This is a genomic window from Bradyrhizobium valentinum, assembly GCF_001440405.1.
Lineage (GTDB): Bacteria > Pseudomonadota > Alphaproteobacteria > Rhizobiales > Xanthobacteraceae > Bradyrhizobium > Bradyrhizobium valentinum.
Genome location: NZ_LLXX01000021.1, coordinates 1 through 17,863 on the forward strand (window position 1 = coordinate 1; position 17,863 = coordinate 17,863).

The following is a 17,863-nucleotide window of genomic DNA, read 5'->3' on the forward strand; positions in this document are numbered from 1 at the left end:
GATCCGACAATTATTACCAGGTCAAGGCGACCATCTTCGGCGCCCTGATCGAGGCGATCGACCTCGCCCAGCTTGCCAAGCTGGACGGCGAGTCGGCGCGCGAAGAAATCCGCGACATCGTCAACGAAATCATCGCGATCAAGAACATCGTGATGTCGATTGCCGAGCAGGAAGAGCTGCTCGACGACATCTGCAACGACGTGCTCGGCTACGGCCCGCTGGAGCCGCTGTTGTCGCGCGACGACATCGCCGACATCATGGTCAACGGCGCCGGCACGGTGTTCATCGAAGTCGCCGGCAAGATCCAGAAGACCGGCATCCGCTTCCGCGACAACCAGCAGCTTCTCAACATCTGCCAGCGCATCGTCAGCCAGGTCGGCCGGCGCGTCGACGAATCCTCGCCGATCTGCGACGCCCGCCTCGCCGACGGCTCCCGCGTCAACGCCATCGTTCCGCCGCTGGCGATCGACGGGCCTGCGCTCACCATTCGTAAGTTCAAGAAGGACAAGCTGACGCTCGATCAGCTCGTCAAGTTCGGCGCGATCTCGCCGGAGGGCGCGCAGATCCTGCAGATCATCGGCCGCGTCCGCTGCAACGTGCTGATCTCGGGCGGCACCGGCTCCGGCAAGACCACGCTGTTGAACTGCCTGACGCAGTTCATCGAACATGACGAGCGCGTCATTACCTGCGAAGACGCCGCCGAACTTCAGCTCCAGCAGCCTCACGTGGTGCGGCTGGAAACCCGCCCGCCCAACATCGAAGGCGAAGGCCAGATCACGATGCGCGAACTGGTCCGCAACTGCCTGCGTATGCGTCCCGAGCGCATCATCGTCGGCGAAGTCCGCGGACCGGAAGCGTTCGACCTGCTGCAGGCCATGAACACCGGCCACGACGGCTCTATGGGAACGCTGCATGCCAACAATCCCCGCGAAGCCCTGTCGCGCTGCGAATCGATGATCACGATGGGCGGCTTCTCGCTGCCCTCGCGTACCATCCGCGAAATGATCTGCGCCTCTATCGACGTCATCGTGCAGGCCGCGCGCCTTCGCGACGGTTCACGCCGCATCACCCACATCACCGAGGTGATGGGCATGGAAGGCGACACCATCATCACCCAGGATGTATTCCTGTACGACATGATCGGCGAGGACGCGAACGGCAAGATCATCGGGCGGCACCGCTCGACCGGGATCGGACGTCCGCGGTTCTGGGAACGTGCGCGATACTTCGGCGAAGAGAAGCGGCTTGCGGCCGCGCTCGATGCCGCCGAAGTCATCGAGAAGGTTTGAGGAATGCGATGAGCATGCAGATACTTGCACTGGCTTTTCTCGCAGCTACCGCCATCGGCGGCCTGGCATGGGTATTCATCTATCCGTCGCTGTCGGGCGAGCGGAAGGCCGAATCCCGCCGCGCCTCGATCGCACGGACCGACGCCCCGGCGCGCCAGGCCGAAAAAACCCAGCGTTCGCGCCGTGAGCAGGTCGAGGGATCGCTGAAGGAACTCGAAGCACGCCGCAAGCAGGACAAGTCCCTGCCCCTTTCAGCCCGCCTTGCGCAGGCGGGTTTGGGATCATGGACGCCTCAGAAATTCTGGACCATGTCAGCCGTTTCCGGCGCGGTTGGATTCGTGCTCGCCTTTGTGATCGGCGGCCACCTGCTGGGCGCCGCCGTGATGGCTTTCGCCACCGGCCTCGGCCTGCCGCGCTGGGCCCTGAACTATCTCAAGAAGCGCCGCGAGAAGGCGTTTCTGAAGGCGCTCCCCGACGCCGTCGACGTCATCGTGCGCGGCATCAAGGCCGGTCTGCCGCTGTTCGAATCCATCAAGGTGGTCGCTGCCGATGCGCCCGAGCCACTCAAGAGCGAGTTCAGCGCCATCATCGAGACCCAGACCATCGGAATGCCGCTCGGCGAGGCCTGCGCGCGGCTGTATGAGCGGATGCCGCTGCCGGAGGCGAACTTCTTCGGCATCGTGGTCGCGATCCAGCAGAAGTCCGGCGGTAACCTGTCGGAAGCGCTCGGCAACCTCTCCAAGGTGCTGCGCGACCGCAAGAAGATGGCGGAAAAGATCCAGGCGATGTCGACGGAAGCCAAGGCCTCCGCAGCCATCATCGGCTCGCTACCGCCGGCGGTGATGCTGATGGTCTGGATCTCGACGCCCGACTACATCTCGCTGCTTTGGACCCATCACATCGGCCAGTTCATGCTGGTGTGCTGCGTCGCCTGGATGACGATCGGTGTCCTGGTGATGAAAAAAATGATCAATTTCGACTTCTGACGGTGCGGCTATGATTGAGTTTCTGATCGCCAAGATGCACGACGCGCGGTTCATGACCATGTTGCTTGCCGCAGTCGCGGCGAGCGCGACCGCCTATACGCTGATCATGCCGCTGTTTGCCGGCGAGGGTCTTGCCAAACGCATGAAGGCGGTCGCCAGCGAGCGCGAACGGCTCCGCCAGCGCGAGCGCGAACGCCTCAACAAATCGGAGAAGGTGTCGCTGCGGCAAACCCCGAAGCAGCTCGTCTCCAAAGTGGTGGAAGACTTCAACCTGACCAAATGGCTGGCGCAGGAAGCTGCGCGCGACAAGCTGATCATGGCCGGCTATCGCGGCCACGCGCCCTATGTCACGTTCCTGTTCGCCCGCGCGGTGACGCCGATCGTGCTGTTTGTCGGCGCGGCCCTCTACGTGTTCGTGATCACGCAGATGGATAAGTCGTTGACGATCAAGCTCGGCATCTGCATCGCGGCCGCCTATCTCGGGCTGCAGGCACCGATGCTGTTCCTGAAGAACGCCATCAGCAAGCGCCAGCTCTCGATCAAGCGCGCGTTTCCCGACGCGCTCGACCTCCTGCTGATCTGCATCGAGTCCGGCATGTCGGTCGAAGTCGCCTTCCGCAAGGTCTCCACCGAGATCGCAGGGCAATCGGTCGCGCTGTCGGAGGAATTCGCGCTGACCACGGCGGAATTGTCCTACCTGCAGGACCGTAAGGTGGCCTACGAGAACCTCGCCAAGCGCACCGGCCTCGAGGGCGTGAAATCGGTCTGCCTGGCGCTGATGCAGTCGGAACGCTACGGCACCCCGCTCGGCCAGAGCCTGCGCGTGATGGCGCAGGAGAACCGTGACATGCGGATGACCGAGGCCGAGAAGAAGGCAGCCGCGCTGCCGCCGAAGTTGACCGTGCCGATGATCCTGTTCTTCCTGCCGTGCCTGTTCATCGTCATTCTCGGACCGACCTACATCAAGGTCCAGATGGTGCCGTAAGGCGATCGGCGCAGCCGCTGCTGCCGTTCGACGTCGTCAACCCCGGCATGCCATGGCACGCGCGACGCCGGATTGACTTTAGACAGCCTTGAATATCGGGAAGTCCGCTTCGCCGGCGATGACGGCTCGCGGCCGGCCTATAGCGCTTTCGAGCGAAGTGGATACCCGGCTCGCGTGAAGAAAACGCGTCAAAACGAGAATCTAGAGCTTCCGTTCTGATTCCATCAGAACCGAAGCTCTAGTCCGGCCGGTTAAGCGCTGCGACCGGGACGGCCGCCTTGTTGCCGGCAGGACGCGAATTGTCCTTATCCTTGCGGCTCAGCATTTCCCGCAGGTAGGCCACGTTGGCGGCCGCCTCGTCGGCCGGCAGGTCGCCCTTGGCGATGGTCTCGGCTTCCGCGAAGCGGCCCTGCAGGCCAACGACGAGCGCCAGGTTCTGCCGCACCCTTGCGTCGGCGCGGGGATTGGAATAGGCGCGCCGAAGCGTTTCTTCGGCTTGCGGCAGCTCCCGCGTCAGCATGTAGGAGAGACCGAAATTGGACAGCACCGACGGCTCTTCCGGCATGATCTTCAGCGCGCTCGCATAATAGCGGCGGGCCTCGTCGTGCTTGCCCATCTTGTCAAGCGTGGTGCCCTGCGCCGAAAGAATGCGCCAATCGGGATTGGCCGGCGAATGAGCGCGGCTCAGCACGTCGAAGGCGGCCTGCGAATTGCCATTGTCGGCGAGCGCGCGGCCGTAAGCGGCGAGCAGCGCCTTGTTGCCGGGATGGGCGATGGTGGCCTGTTCGAGCACGGCGGCGGCCTGCGCCCGCTGGCCGGTGGTGCGGAGCGCTTGGCCATAAGCCAGTGCTGCCTCGGCATCCTTGGGATTGGCACGATATCGCTCGCCATAGACCTCGGCCGCTCGGCGCGGATCTTCGGGAACGGCTTGCGCCTTTGATGACGATGAGGTCAACGACCCCGTGACGTCGGACACGGTCTTGCAGCCGCCAAGGCCTGCGGCCAAAACTGCCGTAACGGCCGCGGTGGTCAGGAACCGGGCAAAAGACCCGGCGGGGCTGGACTGTCGACGCATGGCACTTCAACTCACGGAGATTGCGGACGAATGGAGCCGAACGAGCCAGCAATAGACTGTTAACCCTAACGGCCCGTTAATTGGCCGTGCTATGCCAGTTGCACCATCCCTGTCCCCGTCCCCTTCGCGAGACAAGCATGCAATCGCCGTTCGAGACCGCGCCTACCGCCCCCGCCATTCCGATCACCTTCGCCACCAAGACGACCTGGAGCGCGATCGCCAGGGACCTTCCCGAGCAGGCCCGGCAGTTTGCGCTAGCCAATGATTTCACCGCCAAGCCCGGCAAATGCCTGACCCTGCCCGCGCCCGACGGCCAGATTGCGCAGGTCGTGTTCGGGCTCGAGGACGAGAGCAGCAAACCCCGCGACCTGTTCCGGCCCGGCGCGCTGCCGGGCCTGCTGCCGCCGGGCGTCTATCGCTTCGCCAACGCGCCGCATGATGCGCGGCTCGCGACGCTGGCCTTTGCGCTCGGGAGCTATCGTTTCGGCCGCTACCGCAAGGCGGAGAAGCCCGAAGTCCGGCTGGTGCCGCCTGAGGGCGTCGATGTCGGCGATATCGCGCGGATGGCGGAAGCGGCCGCGCTGGCTCGCGACCTGATCAATACGGCGTCGAACGACATGGGGCCGGAGGAACTGGCGCAGGCAGCCCAGCAACTGGCTGATCGCTTCGATGCCGAGTTCAGTTGCATCGTCGGCGACGAGCTCGTGAAGCAGAATTTTCCGCTGATCCACGCGGTCGGCATGGCCTCGACGCGCGCCCCGCGCCTGATCGACCTGAGCTGGGGCGATCCTTCGCACCCCAAGGTGACACTGGTCGGCAAGGGCGTCTGCTTCGACACCGGCGGCCTCGACATAAAACCGTCCAGCGGCATGCTGATCATGAAAAAGGACATGGGCGGCGCCGCCAACGTGCTGGCGCTGGCGCAGATGGTGATGGATGCGAAGCTGAAGGTCCGGCTCCGCGTCCTGATTCCCGCTGTCGAGAACGCCGTGGCCGGCAACGCCTTCCGGCCGCTCGACATCTTCAAGTCGCGCAAGGGGCCGACCGTCGAGATCGGCAACACCGACGCCGAGGGACGGCTGGTACTGGCGGATGCCTTGGCGCTGGCGGACGAAGAGCAGCCGGATCTGCTGATTGACCTCGGCACCCTGACGGGTGCGGCGCGGGTGGCGCTGGGGCCGGATTTACCGCCCTTTTACACCCATGATGAGACGCTCGCCGAAAACCTCGCAGCTCATGCGAAACGGGAGAACGATCCGTTGTGGCGAATGCCGCTGTGGCCGCCTTACGATTCATGGCTGGATTCGAAGGTCGCCGACATCAACAACGCGCCGTCGGGCGGCTTTGCCGGCTCGATCACCTGCGCGCTGTTCCTGCAGCGCTTCGTCACGGACGCCAAGAGCTGGCTGCATGTCGATATCTACGGCTGGACGCCTTCCGCAAAACCCGCGCGTCCCGAAGGCGGCGAATGCCAGGCCGCCCGTGCGATCTACAAACTGTTGAGCGAATGCTATGGATGATCCGCGCCTGACGCCGGCACGGCCTGAAGTCGCCGCGAAGTATCTCGAAGGCAAGGTGAAGGCCGCACGCTTTGTCACCGGCGAGGAATTTTGCGTGGCCGAGGCCATCGCGCCGCTGCGCGCGGCGCCGGCCTCCGACGCCGCGCTGCTGACGCAGGCGCTGAAAGGCGAGCGCGTCACGATCTACGACCGCAACAGCGAAGGCTTTGCTTGGGGGCAACTGAGTAGCGACGGCTATGTCGGCTGGATTCCGGATGCCGCGCTGACAAGGCCTGCGGCCGCGCCGACCCACAAGATCACGGCGTTGCGGACGTTCGCGTTTCCGGGACCGTCGATCAAACTGCCGCCGGTCGAAACCCTACCGATGGGCGCAAGGGTGACGGTCGCGCGCGAAGACAGCGTGTTCGTCGTAACCAGCGACGGCCTCTATCTGCCGCGCAACCATGTCGGGGGCCTCGACGTGATGGATAAAGATTTCGTCGCGGTCGCCGAGCGCTTTGCCGGTACCCCCTATCTCTGGGGCGGCAGGAGTTCTCTCGGCATCGATTGCTCGGGTCTCGTCCAGGTGTCGCTGAACGCCGTCGGCACCGGATGCCCGCGCGACAGCGACATGCAACAGGACGGCCTAGGCGGTGCATTGAATCCTGCCGAGATGAAGAAGCTGCAGCGCGGCGATTTGATCTTCTGGAAGGGCCATGTCGCGATCGTGCGCGACGCTGACAGCATCATCCACGCCAATGCGCATCATATGGCGACGGTGGTGGAGAACACGCGAGAGGCGATCGCGCGGATCAAAGCGGCCGGCAGCGAAATCACGGCGATCAAGCGGCTCTAGAGCAACCGGCGGGGCCTCATCCTTCGAGACGCCGCTTTGCGGCTCCTCAGGGTGAGGGTCCCGCGTCCCTCATGGTGAGGAGGCGCGAAGCGCCGTCTCGAACCATGAGGCCAAGATGCCGAGCAGAGCGCGCTACGTGGCGCCCGCGCCGTCAGGCACAGCCTCGATCCGGAACGCAGCCGCGAACAGCGCGCGGGTGTAGTCGCTCTTCGGATTCTTGAACAGCTCGGCGGCCGGCCCCTCCTCCACCACCTTGCCGTTCCGCATTACGATCAGATGGCTCGCCAGCGAGGCCACCACGCGCAGATCGTGCGAGATGAACATGTAGGTCAGGTCGCGCTTGCGCTGCAGTTCGCGCAACAGATCGACCATCTGGGCCTGGAACAGCATGTCGAGCGCGCTCGTCGGCTCATCCAGCACGACGAAATTCGGCTCCAGCACCGCCGCGCGCGCGATCGAGATACGCTGGCGCTGGCCGCCGGAGAATTCATGCGGATAGCGGAAGCGCGTCGCCGGATCGAGGCCGACGTCCTGGAGCGCCTTGACGACACGCGCCTCGCGCTCTTCATATGACAGGGACTTCTGATGCACGCTTAAGCCTTCGGCGACGATATCGCCGACCGACATGCGCGGGCTCAGCGCGCCGAACGGGTCCTGAAACACGATCTGCATGTCGCGGCGGAACGGCAGCATGGCCTTGAAACGCAGGCCCTGAATGTTGTTGCCGAGGAACACGATCGGCCCATCCGAGGAAATCAGCCGGAGGAGCGCCAGCCCCAGCGTGGTCTTGCCCGAGCCGGATTCGCCGACGACGCCGAGCGTCTCGCCCTTGCGCACCGCGATGCTGACGCCATCCACCGCCTTGATATGGCCGACGGTTGAGCGCAGCAGCCCGCGCTTGATCGGAAACCAGACCTTGAGGTTGTCGGCCGACATCACCACCGGCTCGTTGGGCCGCGGCGGCGCAGGATCGGGCTTGGGCTCGGCCGCGAGCAACGCGCGCGTGTAGGCGTGCTTCGGCGCTGTAAAGACCTCTTCGACCGGACCCTGCTCGACGATCTTGCCCGAATTCATCACGCAAACCACCTCGGCGATGCGGCGGACGATGCCGAGATCATGGGTGATGAACAGCATGCTCATGCCGAGCCGGGACCTGATCTCGGCGAGCAGCGCCAGGATCTGGGCCTGCACCGTGACGTCGAGCGCGGTCGTCGGCTCGTCCGCGATCAAGAGGTCCGGCTCGTTGGCAAGCGCCATCGCGATCATGACGCGCTGGCGCTGGCCGCCGGACAATTGATGGGGATAGCTCTTCAACCGGGTTTCGGGATCGGGAATGCCGACCTGGGTCAGCAGTTCCAGCGTACGCGCCCGCGCCATCTGCCCGCTGATACCGCTGTGCAGAGAAAGAATCTCGCCGATCTGCGCCTCGATCGTGTGCAGCGGATTGAGCGAGGTCATCGGCTCCTGAAAGATGATCGAGATGTCGTTGCCGCGGATCTTGCGCATCTCGTTTTCCGCCGCGGTCAGCAGCTCGCGGCCCTTGAAATGGATGGTGCCGGAGGGATGCGACGCGGTCGGATAGGGCAACAGTCTTAGCACCGACAGCGCGCTGACCGATTTGCCGGAACCGGACTCGCCGACCAGGGCCACGCACTCGCCGCGCTTGATGGAAAACGAGACGCGGTCGACCGCAATCGTGGCGCCGCTCGGCTGGTGAAACGCCACCGAGAGATCGCGCACATCGAGCAAGGGCTGGTTGACGGCGTCCATCATGCCCTACCTGAACGTCTTGCGCGGATCGAAGGCGTCGCGCACGCCCTCGCCGATGAAGATCAAAAGCGACAGCATGATCGCGACCGAGAAGAAGCCGGTAAAACCGAGCCAGGGCGCCTGCACGTTGGACTTGCCCTGCGACAGCAACTCGCCGAGTGATGGCGAACCCGGCGGCAGGCCGAAGCCGAGGAAGTCGAGCGCGGTCAGCGTCATCACCGAGGACGACACGATGAACGGCAGAAAGGTCATGGTCGCCACCATCGCGTTCGGCAACAGATGCCGGAACATGATCACGCCATTGGAGACGCCGAGCGCACGCGCCGCCTGAATGTATTCGAAGTTGCGCCCACGCAAGAATTCCGCGCGAACCAGGCCAACCAGCGAGGTCCATGAGAACACCAGGAGAATGCCGAGCAGCACGAAAAAGCCGGGCACCAGCACCGATGACAGGATCAGCAGCAGATAGAGCGAGGGAATCGCGCTCCAGATTTCGATGACGCGCTGGAAGATCAGATCGGTCCAGCCACCGAAATAGCCTTGCACGCCGCCGGCGATGACGCCGATGATCGAGGACAGGATAGTCAGCGTCAGGCCGAACAGCACCGAGATGCGAAAACCGTAGATCAGTCGCGCCACCACGTCGCGGCCCTGGTCGTCGGTGCCGAGCCAGTTGTATTCGAGGTCGCTGCAGCTCTTCAGGCCCTTCTTCTCCACCACCGGCTTGCACTGCTCTTCCGTCAGCATCCATGTCGGCTTCGACGGTGCCGGCGTCGGCAAATCGAGATTGTGGGTGGAGTAGGAATAGCGGATCAAGGGCCAGATGACGGTGCCGCCCCTTTCGGCGATCAGCTTTTGCAAATAGGGATCGCGATAGTCGGCCGCGGTTTCGAAATCGCCGCCGAAAGTGGTCTCGGAATAGCTGACGAAAGCCGGCCAGTACAGCTTTCCGTCATATTTGATAAGGAACGGCCTATCGTTGGCGATCAGTTCGGCAAACAGCGAGATCACGAACAGCGCAAGGAATATCCAGAGCGACCAGTAGCCGCGGCGGTTCGCCTTGAAGTTCTGCCAGCGCCGGCGGTTCAGCGGCGATGGCGCGAACGCGTGCCGCGTGGCCGGGACGACCTCGCCAAGCGGCGACCGCGCGGTGGTTTCGACCGGTTGTGGAGCGAGCAGCGCCATCAGACTTCCCTCGCCTCAAAATCGATCCGGGGATCGATCCACATGTAGGCGAGGTCGGAGATCAGACCCACCACAAGGCCCACGAGGGAGAAGATGAACAGCGTGCCGAACACGACCGGATAGTCGCGGTTGAGCACGCTTTCGAAGCCGAGCAGCCCGAGCCCGTCGAGCGAGAAGATGGTCTCGATCAGCAGCGAGCCGGAGAAGAATGCACCAATGAACGCACCGGGAAAGCCTGCGATTACGATCAGCATGGCGTTGCGGAAGATATGGCCGTAGAGCACCTGCCCCTCGCTGCAACCCTTTGCACGCGCGGTCATGACATACTGCTTCCTGATCTCATCGAGAAACGAGTTCTTGGTCAGCAGCGTCATGGTGGCGAAGGCGCCGAGACCCATCGCGATCAAAGGCAGGGTGAGGTGCCAGAAGTAGTCGATGAGCTTCCAATACCAGGGAAATTGCGACCAGCCGTCCGAGGTCAATCCGCGCAGCGGGAACCAGTTGAAGAACGAGCCGCCGGCAAACAGGATGATCAGCAGGATCGCGAACAGGAAGCCGGGAATCGCAAAGCCGACGATGATGACTGCCGATGTCCACGTATCGAATCGCGTTCCGTCGTCGACCGCCTTGCGGATACCAAGCGGAATCGAAATCAGATAAGTCAGCAGCGTAAGCCAGAGCCCGAGCGATATCGAGACCGGCAGCTTCTCCTTGATCAATTGCAACACGGTGGTGTCGCGAAAGTAGCTCTTGCCGAAATCGAAGCGGGCGAAATTCCATACCATCAGCGCAAAGCGCTCATGCGCCGGCTTGTCGAAGCCGAACTGCTTTTCCAGGTTCTTGATGAAATCCAGATCGAGCCCCTGCGCGCCGCGGTATTTCGAATTGACGGCGTCGGCGGAGGCGCCGGCCTGTGGCGTACGGCCGGCAAAGTCGCCGGTGGAAGAGCCTGAGATGCGCGAGGAGCCGCCGGTATCGGCGCCGGACAGTTGCGCGATCACGCGCTCGACCGGCCCGCCCGGCGCGAACTGCACCACCACGAAGGAGATGAAGAGGATGCCGAGCAAGGTCGGAAACATCAGCAGAATGCGGCGGGCGATATAGGCAGTCATTATTGCTTCGCCTGCTCGAGTTTGCCCGCCTTGGCGCCGTCATACCACCAGATAACGCGCTCGCCGGAGCCCGATGCATCGATCTGATAACGCGGCAGGTTCTTCGGGCGGTCGAAGATGTCCCAATAGGCCAGCCGATGCGTCTTGTTGTACCACTGCGGCACCCAGTAGCGCCCGGCGCGGAAAACGCGGTCGAAGGCATGGCAGGCAACCGTCAGCTCGGCGCGGGTATCCGCCGCAATGATCTTTTCGATCAGCGCGTCGATGGCGGGATTCTCGATACCGGCCAGGTTGTAGGAGCCCTTGGTCTTCGCGGCGTGCGATGAGAAGAAGGCACGCATTGCGTCGCCCGGCGTCGTCGACATCGAGAAGCGCGTGATAGTCATGTCGAAATCGAAATCTTCCACCCTCGCGCGGTACTGCACGGCATCGACCATGCGCGGGCTCGCCTCGATTCCGAGCGTGCCCAGGTTCTTGATGTAGGGCGCGTGATGTGGATTCAGCGAGGGCTCATCGTATAGGAATTCGATGCGGAACACTTCGCCGCTCGGCGTCATCCGCTTGCCGTCCTTGATGACGAAACCGGCCTCGTTAAGCAATTGCTGCGCCTTGCGCAGCATATTGCGATCCTGCCCCGAGCCATCCGAAACCGGCGGCACGTAGGGCTGGCCGAACACTTCCGCGGGCACCTGAGCGCGGAATGGCTCGAGCAGCTTCAGCTCCTCCGGCGAGGGCGGCCCCTTCGCCATCATGTCCGAATTCTGGAACGGCGAATGCGTCCGCGCATAGGCGTCGTACATGATGGTCTTGTTGGTCCACTCGAAATCGAAAGCGTTGATCAACGCCTCGCGCACGCGGGGATCCCTGAACTTGTCGCGGCGGGTGTTGATGAACCAGCCCTGCGCGCCCGACGGCCTTTCGTCCGGCACCTGCTCGCGCTTGACGCGGCCGTCCTGGATCGCGGGGAAGTCGTAGCGCGTCGCCCAGATGCGCGCGGTGAACTCTTCGCGGAACAGATAATTCTTGCCGGTAAAGCCTTCGAAGGCGACGTCGCGGTCGCGATAGAATTCGTAGCGGACCACATCGTAATTGTAATAACCGCGGCAGACTGGAAGATTCGCACCCCACCAGTCCTTGACGCGTTCGTACTCGATGAAGCGGTTGACCTCGAACTTGCCGACCTTGTATGGCCCCGAGCCCAGCGGCGTATCGAGCGTCGATTCATCGAAGGGCCGCGTCTCGTAATATTTCTTCGAGAAGATCGGCAGGCCCGCGACGTAGAGCGGCACGTCGCGGGCGCGCTTCTCGGCGAAGGTGACGATCACGGTCGCATCGTCGAGCGCCTCGGCGCCCTTGACGTCACGCATCTGCACCTGGATCAGCGGATGGCCCTTGGCCTTGAGCGTGTTGACGGACCAGGCGACGTCATGCGCCGTGATCCTCGAGCCGTCGTGAAACTTGGCCTCGGGGCGCAGCGTGAAGCGGTAGGTCAGCTTGTCCGGCGAAATTCGCACCGACTTTGCGACGAGCCCGTACATCGCATCCGGCTCGTCGCCGGCCCGCACCATCAGCGCCGAGAAGGTCAGGTCCATGCCCTGCGCGCCCTCGCCCTTGAGGATGTAGGCGTTGAGCGAATTGAAGGTGTGGTAGGACTGATTGTAGGAGCGCGTCGAAGGAATGGTGGAAAACACACCGCCCTTGGGCGCTGCGACATTCACATAGTCGAAATTCTTGAAGTCGGCGGGATACTTGAGATCACCAAACGCCGAGATGCCGTGCACCTCGGCGCCATTCTCTTCGGCCGCACGCGCCGGCCCGAGCGTCAGAACGCCCAGCGCGCCGACACCGAGACCGAGCACATGCCGGCGAGAGAATTGCGCCATGCGCAAGATATCCTTCAAGACCGCTTTCCGATCTTTGCCGCCTTGTCGGCGTCGTACCACCATAGCGACGGGAAGCCCGACAGGCCGTATTTGGGCAATTCGGACGGCCTGCCGAAGCGATCCCAGCGCGCGGTACGGACCTTGGGATAATTCCACTGCGGCACGACATAGTGATTCCACAACAGCACGCGGTCGAGCGCTCTGGTCGCAGCAACAAGGTCATCCCGCCCCTTGGCATAGATCAGCCGCTCGATCAGTTTGTCGATCGCCGGGTTCTTGATGCCGATGATATTGCGCGAACCCGCCATGTCCGCCGCCTGCGAACCCCAATATTCGCGCTGTTCATTTCCGGGTGACAACGATTCCGCCCACGACGAGACGACCACGTCGAAATCCCAGCTGCGAAGCCGGTTTTCATACTGTGTCGGATCGATTGTGCGCACGCTGACGACGATGCCAAGCCGCTCCAGCGACGGCTTGAAGAACAGCATTACCCGTTCGAAGGTCGGGTCGGCACCGAGCAATTCGAGCGTAAATTGTGCTCCCGTCTTGCTATCGACCAGCTTGCGCTCGCGCACCTCGTACCCAGCTTCCTTCAGCAAGCGCAGCGCTTCGCGTAGATTTTCGCGAACTGCTTCGGGACTACCGCCGACCGGATTGGTATAGGGCTTCGTGAATACCTCGGGCGGCACTTCCGCGCGTACAGCTTCGAGTATTTCCAACTCCCTGCCTTCAGGCACGCCGCTTGAAGCCAGTTCAGTGCCATCGAAGTAGCTGGTAATGCGCTTGTACTGACCGAAGAAGATCTGCTTGTTCATTTCCTCGAAGTCGAACGCAAAATTCAGCGCACGACGCACGCGCGGATCCTTGAACTGGTCACGCCGGATATTCAGCGCGAACGCCTGCATGATTCCGGAACTGCGGTTCGGAAACTCCTCGAGCAGCACGCGCTTGTCATTGACGGCCGGGAAGTCGTAGGCCGTGGCCCAGTTCTTGGCGCTGTTTTCGGTGCGCCAATCGACCTGGTCGCCCTTGAACGCCTCGAGTGCCACCGTCGAGTCCCGGAAATATTCCAGGCGCAGCTCGTCGAAATTGTTACGTCCGACATTCGTGCTGGAATCGCGCCCCCAATGGTCCTTCACACGCTCCAGCGTCAGCGTCCTACCCGGGACAAACTCCTTGATGCGATAGGGGCCCGAACCCAGCGGCTTCTCCAGCGTCGTCGCGGAGATGTCGCGCTTGCGGCCCTCGCCGTCAGCGCCCTCCCACCAATGCTTCGGCAAGATCGTGAGTTGGCCGACGATCAGCGGGAGTTCGCGATTGCCGGGCGCGTCGAAGCTGAATTTTATGTCGCGATCACCGACCTTTTCAGCTTTCACCACGTGGCGATAGTAGGCCGAGTACTGCGGATGATGTTGCTTGAACGCATTGAGCGAGAAGATCACGTCGTCAGGCGTGACGGGATTTCCGTCATGCCATTTCGCTTCCCGTCTGAGACGGTAGGTCACCCAGGAGAAATCCTCGGGATGGCTGACGGCTTCGGCCAGTTCGCCGTACTCGGTCGAGACCTCGTCCTGCGATGAAGTCATGAGAGATTCGTAGATCAACTGAACGCCGGCTGCGAGCGAGCCTTTGACGCCGGCGACCACAAGGTTGAAGTTGTCAAAGGTACCGACCTGGATCTGACGTACGGTGCCGCCCTTCGGGGCCTCCGGATTGACGTAGTCGAAGCGCTTGAAGTCGGCCGGGTATTTGATTTCGCCGAACAGCGACAGCGCATGCCGAAAGGCTGGTTCGCCCGATGCGGACTGGGCGTGGGCGGCTTCAATCGCGGAGACGTTCGCAGTGAGCCCGAGCGCCGGGGCCAACGTGGCCGCAGCGCCGCTTTGCAGAAGATGTCGTCGGGTAATCGCCAAATGCAGAATTCCTGTTGCTGACGCCAGTATCCGTGCTTTCGAAGTCCGTGATCCGCGCCGGCCCGGTGACACGGACTACGCGAACAACGAGGCCCCGAGTTAGTGAGGACCCAATATAAGGCAAGGGTTCGACGAATTACGTTGCTTTTTCCTCATGATAGCAGCTTGGGAACACCGCCGCTGCGGCGAAAAGTCCCGGTAACAACTCCGATAACAACAATGCGATCCCTCATACGCAAACGGCCAGGCAATGCCTGGCCGTCAAGTCGTGGCGAAGTCCCTGCGGGACTGTCGAAATCTTACTTTGCCGCGGTCGGCAGCGGAGCCGGGCTGTCCGAAAGGCTGCGCAGATAGGCGATCACGTCGGCGCGCTCGCTGTCCTTCGAAATGCCTGCGAAGCCCATCGCGGTGCCCGGAACAAAGGCCTTGGGATTGGCGAGGAACTTGTTGAGATCTTCATAGGTCCAGGTGCCGCCCTTGCCCTTCAGCGCAGCCGAGAAATTGAACCCGCCGCGTCCTTGCCCCTTCGGCTCGTTCAGGACGCCGAACAGGTTCGGGCCGACGCGGTTGGGGCCGCCTTTCTCGAACGTATGGCAGGCGGCGCATTTCTTTGCGGCCGCGGTGCCCTTCTCGACGGAGGCAGTCTGCAGCAGCTTCTCGATCGGCTCGGACGGCGCCGCGGCTTCCTTGGCTCCACCAGCCTTCGTGTCTTCCTTCACGGCGATCTCGAAGCCCGGCTTTTCCGGTTTCACGGGCGCGAAAATCGCCTGGGCGGCAAAGCTCGTCACCAGGAGAACGAGGCAGGTACCGAGGATGGCACCGAGAATCTTGTTGAGTTCGAAGGAGTCCATAGTTGGATCAGGCTCCAGGCCGGAAGATCGACTGAAGGCCGGCAAAACGGCCGCGGGTGCGCGTCAGGAATCAGGCTTTCGCGCCGCACCCTCAGCAGCGCCTGAGATATCGGTTTGCCCGGGCTCTGGCAACCCGTATAAACGCGCCGACTTTCCGCCAATCCCCATCATTTCAGGCCCGTTTTTGTTGGCCCCCAGACCTCGTCCCCGATGACCGAAAACCGCATCCTCGTGCTGATTCCTGCCCGCATGGCGGCGACCCGCCTGCCCGGCAAGCCGCTCTTGGATATCGGCGGCTTGCCGATGATCGTCCACGTGCTGCGGCGGGCCGAGGAGGCCAGGATCGGCCGGGTGGCGGTCGCCACCGACACGCCCGAGATCGCGGCCGCCGTGAAGGCCGCCGGCGGCGAGGTGGTGATGACCCGTGCCGATCATCCCTCCGGCTCCGACCGGATCCATGAGGCCATGCGGACGATCGATCCCGATGGCCAGGCCGAGATCGTGGTCAACCTGCAGGGCGATTTCCCGACGATCACGCCGGACACCATCCGCGCCGCGCTGCCGCCGCTCGACGACCCCACCGTCGACATCGCGACGCTGGCCTCGCAGATCCATACCGAGGAAGAGGATCAGGCCCCCAGCGTGGTGAAGGCGGTCGGCTCGCCGATCGGCCCAAACCGGCTCCGTGCGCTCTATTTCACCCGCGCCACGGCGCCCCATGGCGACGGCCCCCGCTACCACCACATCGGCCTCTACGCCTACCGCCGCGTTGCGCTGGAACGGTTCGTGACGCTGCCCCCGTCTCCGCTGGAGCAGCAAGAGAAGCTCGAGCAGCTCCGGGCGCTGGAGGCCGGGATGCGGATCGACATCGCCATCGTCGACAGCGTCCCCCGCGGCGTCGACACCCCAGCCGACCTCGAAACCGCCCGGCGGATATTAGAGCCTCGTTCGGGTTGAACGAGGCTCTACCCTTTTGTTTTGACGCGTTTTCCTCACGCGAACCGGCCTCCACTTCGCTCGAAAACGCTATAGCCAAAGCCTGAGCCGCTGCTAAAAGGCCCCGCATGACCAAGAAGCTCAAAATCGCGTTCCAGGGCGAGCCTGGCGCCAATTCCCATATCGCGATCGTCGAGGCCTATCCCGACGCCGAGCCGTTGCCGTGCGCGACCTTCGAGGACGCGCTGTCCGCGATCTCCTCGGGCGAGGCCGGTCTCGGCATGATCCCGATCGAGAATTCAGTCGCCGGCCGGGTTGCCGATATCCATCATCTCCTGCCGGATTCCGGCCTGTTCATCGTCGGTGAATGGTTTCTGCCGATCCGCCATCAACTGATGGCGCCGCGAGGCGCAAAACTCGCCGACATCAGGACGGTGGAGAGCCACGTCCACGCCCTCGGCCAGTGCCGGCGTATCATCCGCAAGCTCGGCATCAAGCCGATCGTCGCGGCCGATACCGCCGGCAGCGCGCGCGATGTTTCCGAACGCAAGGACAAGAGCGTTGCCGCCATCGCTTCGCGGCTGGCCGCCGACATCTACGGGCTCGATATCCTGGCCGAGGACGTCGAGGACGAGACCCACAACACCACGCGCTTCGTGGTGCTAGCGCGCGAGGCCGATTGGGCCAAGCAGGGCTCGGGCCCGCTGGTCACGACTTTTGTCTTCCGGGTGCGCAACCTGCCCGCCGCGCTCTACAAGGCGCTCGGCGGCTTTGCCACCAACGGCGTCAACATGACCAAGCTGGAAAGCTACATGGTCGACGGCAATTTCTTTGCGACGCAGTTCTATGCCGACGTCGACGGCCATCCCGAGGACAAGGGCCTCGCCTTCGCGCTGGAAGAACTAAAGTTCTTCTCGCGCGAATTCCGCATCGTCGGCGTCTATCCCGGCCACCCGTTCCGCGCGACGTTCAGCGAGAAGCAGGATTAAGGGACGCACACGGATCTGTTCGCGTCTCCCGGCGCGACTGCTGCCGTTGGCGCGGAGAGCGCAGATTCGTGACGTGCAGCAAGCCGGACGCTTACCAGCGAGCGGCGAGCTGCGCGGCATTAACGGTGCAGCGGATACGGATATTATGAAAGCGGTACCCGCGGCGTTATCAGCCGGCGTACGCCCCCTCTCCGATCACCACCGGCCGTTACCAGCCCCACCCTGGACGGGGACCCCATCCTGGACGCGGACCCCACACGGGGCGCGGACCCCACACTGGCCGCGGGCGCCAAGCTGGCCCGCCCCAAGCATAGGCGCCGCGCCATCCCGGACGCCAGACGGGGCGCGGGCCCCAACCGCCATAGACGCCCCATCTCGGACCCGGACGCCACACGCAGCGACCCCAGGCGTTGCAGACCCAGCGGACCTGCTCGGTATTCACAGCCTGGCGTGAGATCTGGTCCGCATGCGGAAGCCCGTTCGGCATCGCGGCAGTAGCCGAGCCGGCGGCGAGCATAACGCCGCCGAGGG

Annotated in this window: 14 protein-coding genes; 7 read left to right on the forward strand and 7 right to left on the reverse strand. The window is 63.3% G+C overall.

Annotated elements, in window-relative coordinates; translation table 11 throughout:
• The 3 genes from CP49_RS02135 to CP49_RS02145 form a co-directional block, all read left to right on the forward strand.
• Positions 1-1,289: TadA family conjugal transfer-associated ATPase (locus CP49_RS02135; RefSeq protein WP_057848650.1), on the forward strand; the 1,289-nt coding region annotated here is incomplete at its 5' end.
• Positions 1,290-1,297: 8 nt separating this feature from the next.
• The gene (locus CP49_RS02140; protein ID WP_057848651.1) at positions 1,298-2,275 is read left to right on the forward strand and encodes a type II secretion system F family protein; all 978 of its coding nucleotides are present in this window, start codon (positions 1,298-1,300) and stop codon (positions 2,273-2,275) included.
• Positions 2,276-2,285: 10 nt separating this feature from the next.
• The gene (locus CP49_RS02145; RefSeq protein WP_057848652.1) at positions 2,286-3,260 is read left to right on the forward strand and encodes a type II secretion system F family protein; all 975 of its coding nucleotides are present in this window, start codon (positions 2,286-2,288) and stop codon (positions 3,258-3,260) included.
• Between the two features lie 238 nt (positions 3,261-3,498).
• On the opposite strand, the gene CP49_RS02150 is transcribed toward CP49_RS02145, so the two are convergent.
• Positions 3,499-4,335, reverse strand: coding sequence for a tetratricopeptide repeat protein (locus CP49_RS02150; RefSeq protein WP_057848653.1), 837 nt, complete (start codon positions 4,333-4,335; stop codon positions 3,499-3,501).
• Positions 4,336-4,472: 137 nt separating this feature from the next.
• Between CP49_RS02150 and CP49_RS02155 the strand changes: the two genes are divergently transcribed.
• A complete protein-coding gene (locus CP49_RS02155) occupies positions 4,473-5,855 on the forward strand; it encodes a leucyl aminopeptidase family protein (protein WP_057848654.1) in 1,383 nt (460 codons plus the stop codon).
• The gene (locus tag CP49_RS02160) at positions 5,848-6,690 is read left to right on the forward strand and encodes a C40 family peptidase (RefSeq protein ID WP_057848655.1); all 843 of its coding nucleotides are present in this window, start codon (positions 5,848-5,850) and stop codon (positions 6,688-6,690) included. Before CP49_RS02155 ends, CP49_RS02160 begins: the two co-directional genes overlap by 8 nt.
• A gap of 132 nt (positions 6,691-6,822) precedes the next feature.
• Here CP49_RS02160 and CP49_RS02165 read toward each other — a convergent pair whose 3' ends face one another.
• The 6 genes from CP49_RS02165 to CP49_RS02190 all read right to left on the reverse strand — a co-directional run bounded on the left by CP49_RS02165 (position 6,823) and on the right by CP49_RS02190 (position 15,407).
• Complete coding sequence (locus CP49_RS02165; RefSeq protein ID WP_197423001.1) at positions 6,823-8,460, reverse strand: ABC transporter ATP-binding protein; 1,638 nt, start codon at positions 8,458-8,460, stop codon at positions 6,823-6,825.
• Positions 8,461-8,466: 6 nt separating this feature from the next.
• Positions 8,467-9,645 (reverse strand): ABC transporter permease, encoded by a 1,179-nt coding sequence (locus CP49_RS02170; protein WP_057848657.1) that lies wholly within the window; start codon positions 9,643-9,645, stop codon positions 8,467-8,469.
• Positions 9,645-10,757, reverse strand: coding sequence for a microcin C ABC transporter permease YejB (locus CP49_RS02175; RefSeq protein ID WP_057848658.1), 1,113 nt, complete (start codon positions 10,755-10,757; stop codon positions 9,645-9,647). Before CP49_RS02175 ends, CP49_RS02170 begins: the two co-directional genes overlap by 1 nt.
• Positions 10,757-12,640 (reverse strand): extracellular solute-binding protein, encoded by a 1,884-nt coding sequence (locus tag CP49_RS02180; protein WP_057848718.1) that lies wholly within the window; start codon positions 12,638-12,640, stop codon positions 10,757-10,759. Before CP49_RS02180 ends, CP49_RS02175 begins: the two co-directional genes overlap by 1 nt.
• 14 nt (positions 12,641-12,654) lie before the next feature.
• On the reverse strand, positions 12,655-14,556 hold the full coding sequence (locus CP49_RS02185; RefSeq protein WP_057848659.1) for an extracellular solute-binding protein: 1,902 nt from the start codon (positions 14,554-14,556) through the stop codon (positions 12,655-12,657).
• A 299-nt stretch (positions 14,557-14,855) separates the two neighbouring features.
• On the reverse strand, positions 14,856-15,407 hold the full coding sequence (locus CP49_RS02190) for a c-type cytochrome (protein WP_057848660.1): 552 nt from the start codon (positions 15,405-15,407) through the stop codon (positions 14,856-14,858).
• 210 nt (positions 15,408-15,617) lie between these two features.
• On the opposite strand from CP49_RS02190, the gene CP49_RS02195 reads away from it, so the two are divergent.
• Positions 15,618-16,364, forward strand: a complete 747-nt coding sequence (locus CP49_RS02195; RefSeq protein ID WP_057848661.1) for a 3-deoxy-manno-octulosonate cytidylyltransferase — start codon at positions 15,618-15,620, stop codon at positions 16,362-16,364.
• A gap of 107 nt (positions 16,365-16,471) precedes the next feature.
• On the forward strand, positions 16,472-17,332 hold the full coding sequence (locus tag CP49_RS02200) for a prephenate dehydratase (RefSeq protein ID WP_057848662.1): 861 nt from the start codon (positions 16,472-16,474) through the stop codon (positions 17,330-17,332).
• The last annotated feature ends 531 nt before the right edge of the window (positions 17,333-17,863 follow it).

Bases quoted from the DNA above. Each gene is read 5' to 3' on its own strand.
- CP49_RS02190 (WP_057848660.1), bottom strand. From the start codon at position 15,407: ATGGACTCCTTCGAACTCAACAAGATTCTCGGTGCCATCCTCGGTACC.
- CP49_RS02160 (WP_057848655.1), top strand. From the start codon at position 5,848: ATGGATGATCCGCGCCTGACGCCGGCACGGCCTGAAGTCGCCGCGAAG.
- CP49_RS02165 (WP_197423001.1), bottom strand. From the start codon at position 8,460: ATGGACGCCGTCAACCAGCCCTTGCTCGATGTGCGCGATCTCTCGGTG.
- CP49_RS02150 (WP_057848653.1), bottom strand. From the start codon at position 4,335: ATGCGTCGACAGTCCAGCCCCGCCGGGTCTTTTGCCCGGTTCCTGACC.
- CP49_RS02200 (WP_057848662.1), top strand. From the start codon at position 16,472: ATGACCAAGAAGCTCAAAATCGCGTTCCAGGGCGAGCCTGGCGCCAAT.
- CP49_RS02180 (WP_057848718.1), bottom strand. From the start codon at position 12,640: ATGGCGCAATTCTCTCGCCGGCATGTGCTCGGTCTCGGTGTCGGCGCG.
- CP49_RS02155 (WP_057848654.1), top strand. From the start codon at position 4,473: ATGCAATCGCCGTTCGAGACCGCGCCTACCGCCCCCGCCATTCCGATC.
- CP49_RS02140 (WP_057848651.1), top strand. From the start codon at position 1,298: ATGAGCATGCAGATACTTGCACTGGCTTTTCTCGCAGCTACCGCCATC.
- CP49_RS02145 (WP_057848652.1), top strand. From the start codon at position 2,286: ATGATTGAGTTTCTGATCGCCAAGATGCACGACGCGCGGTTCATGACC.
- CP49_RS02195 (WP_057848661.1), top strand. From the start codon at position 15,618: ATGACCGAAAACCGCATCCTCGTGCTGATTCCTGCCCGCATGGCGGCG.
- CP49_RS02175 (WP_057848658.1), bottom strand. From the start codon at position 10,757: ATGACTGCCTATATCGCCCGCCGCATTCTGCTGATGTTTCCGACCTTG.
- CP49_RS02170 (WP_057848657.1), bottom strand. From the start codon at position 9,645: ATGGCGCTGCTCGCTCCACAACCGGTCGAAACCACCGCGCGGTCGCCG.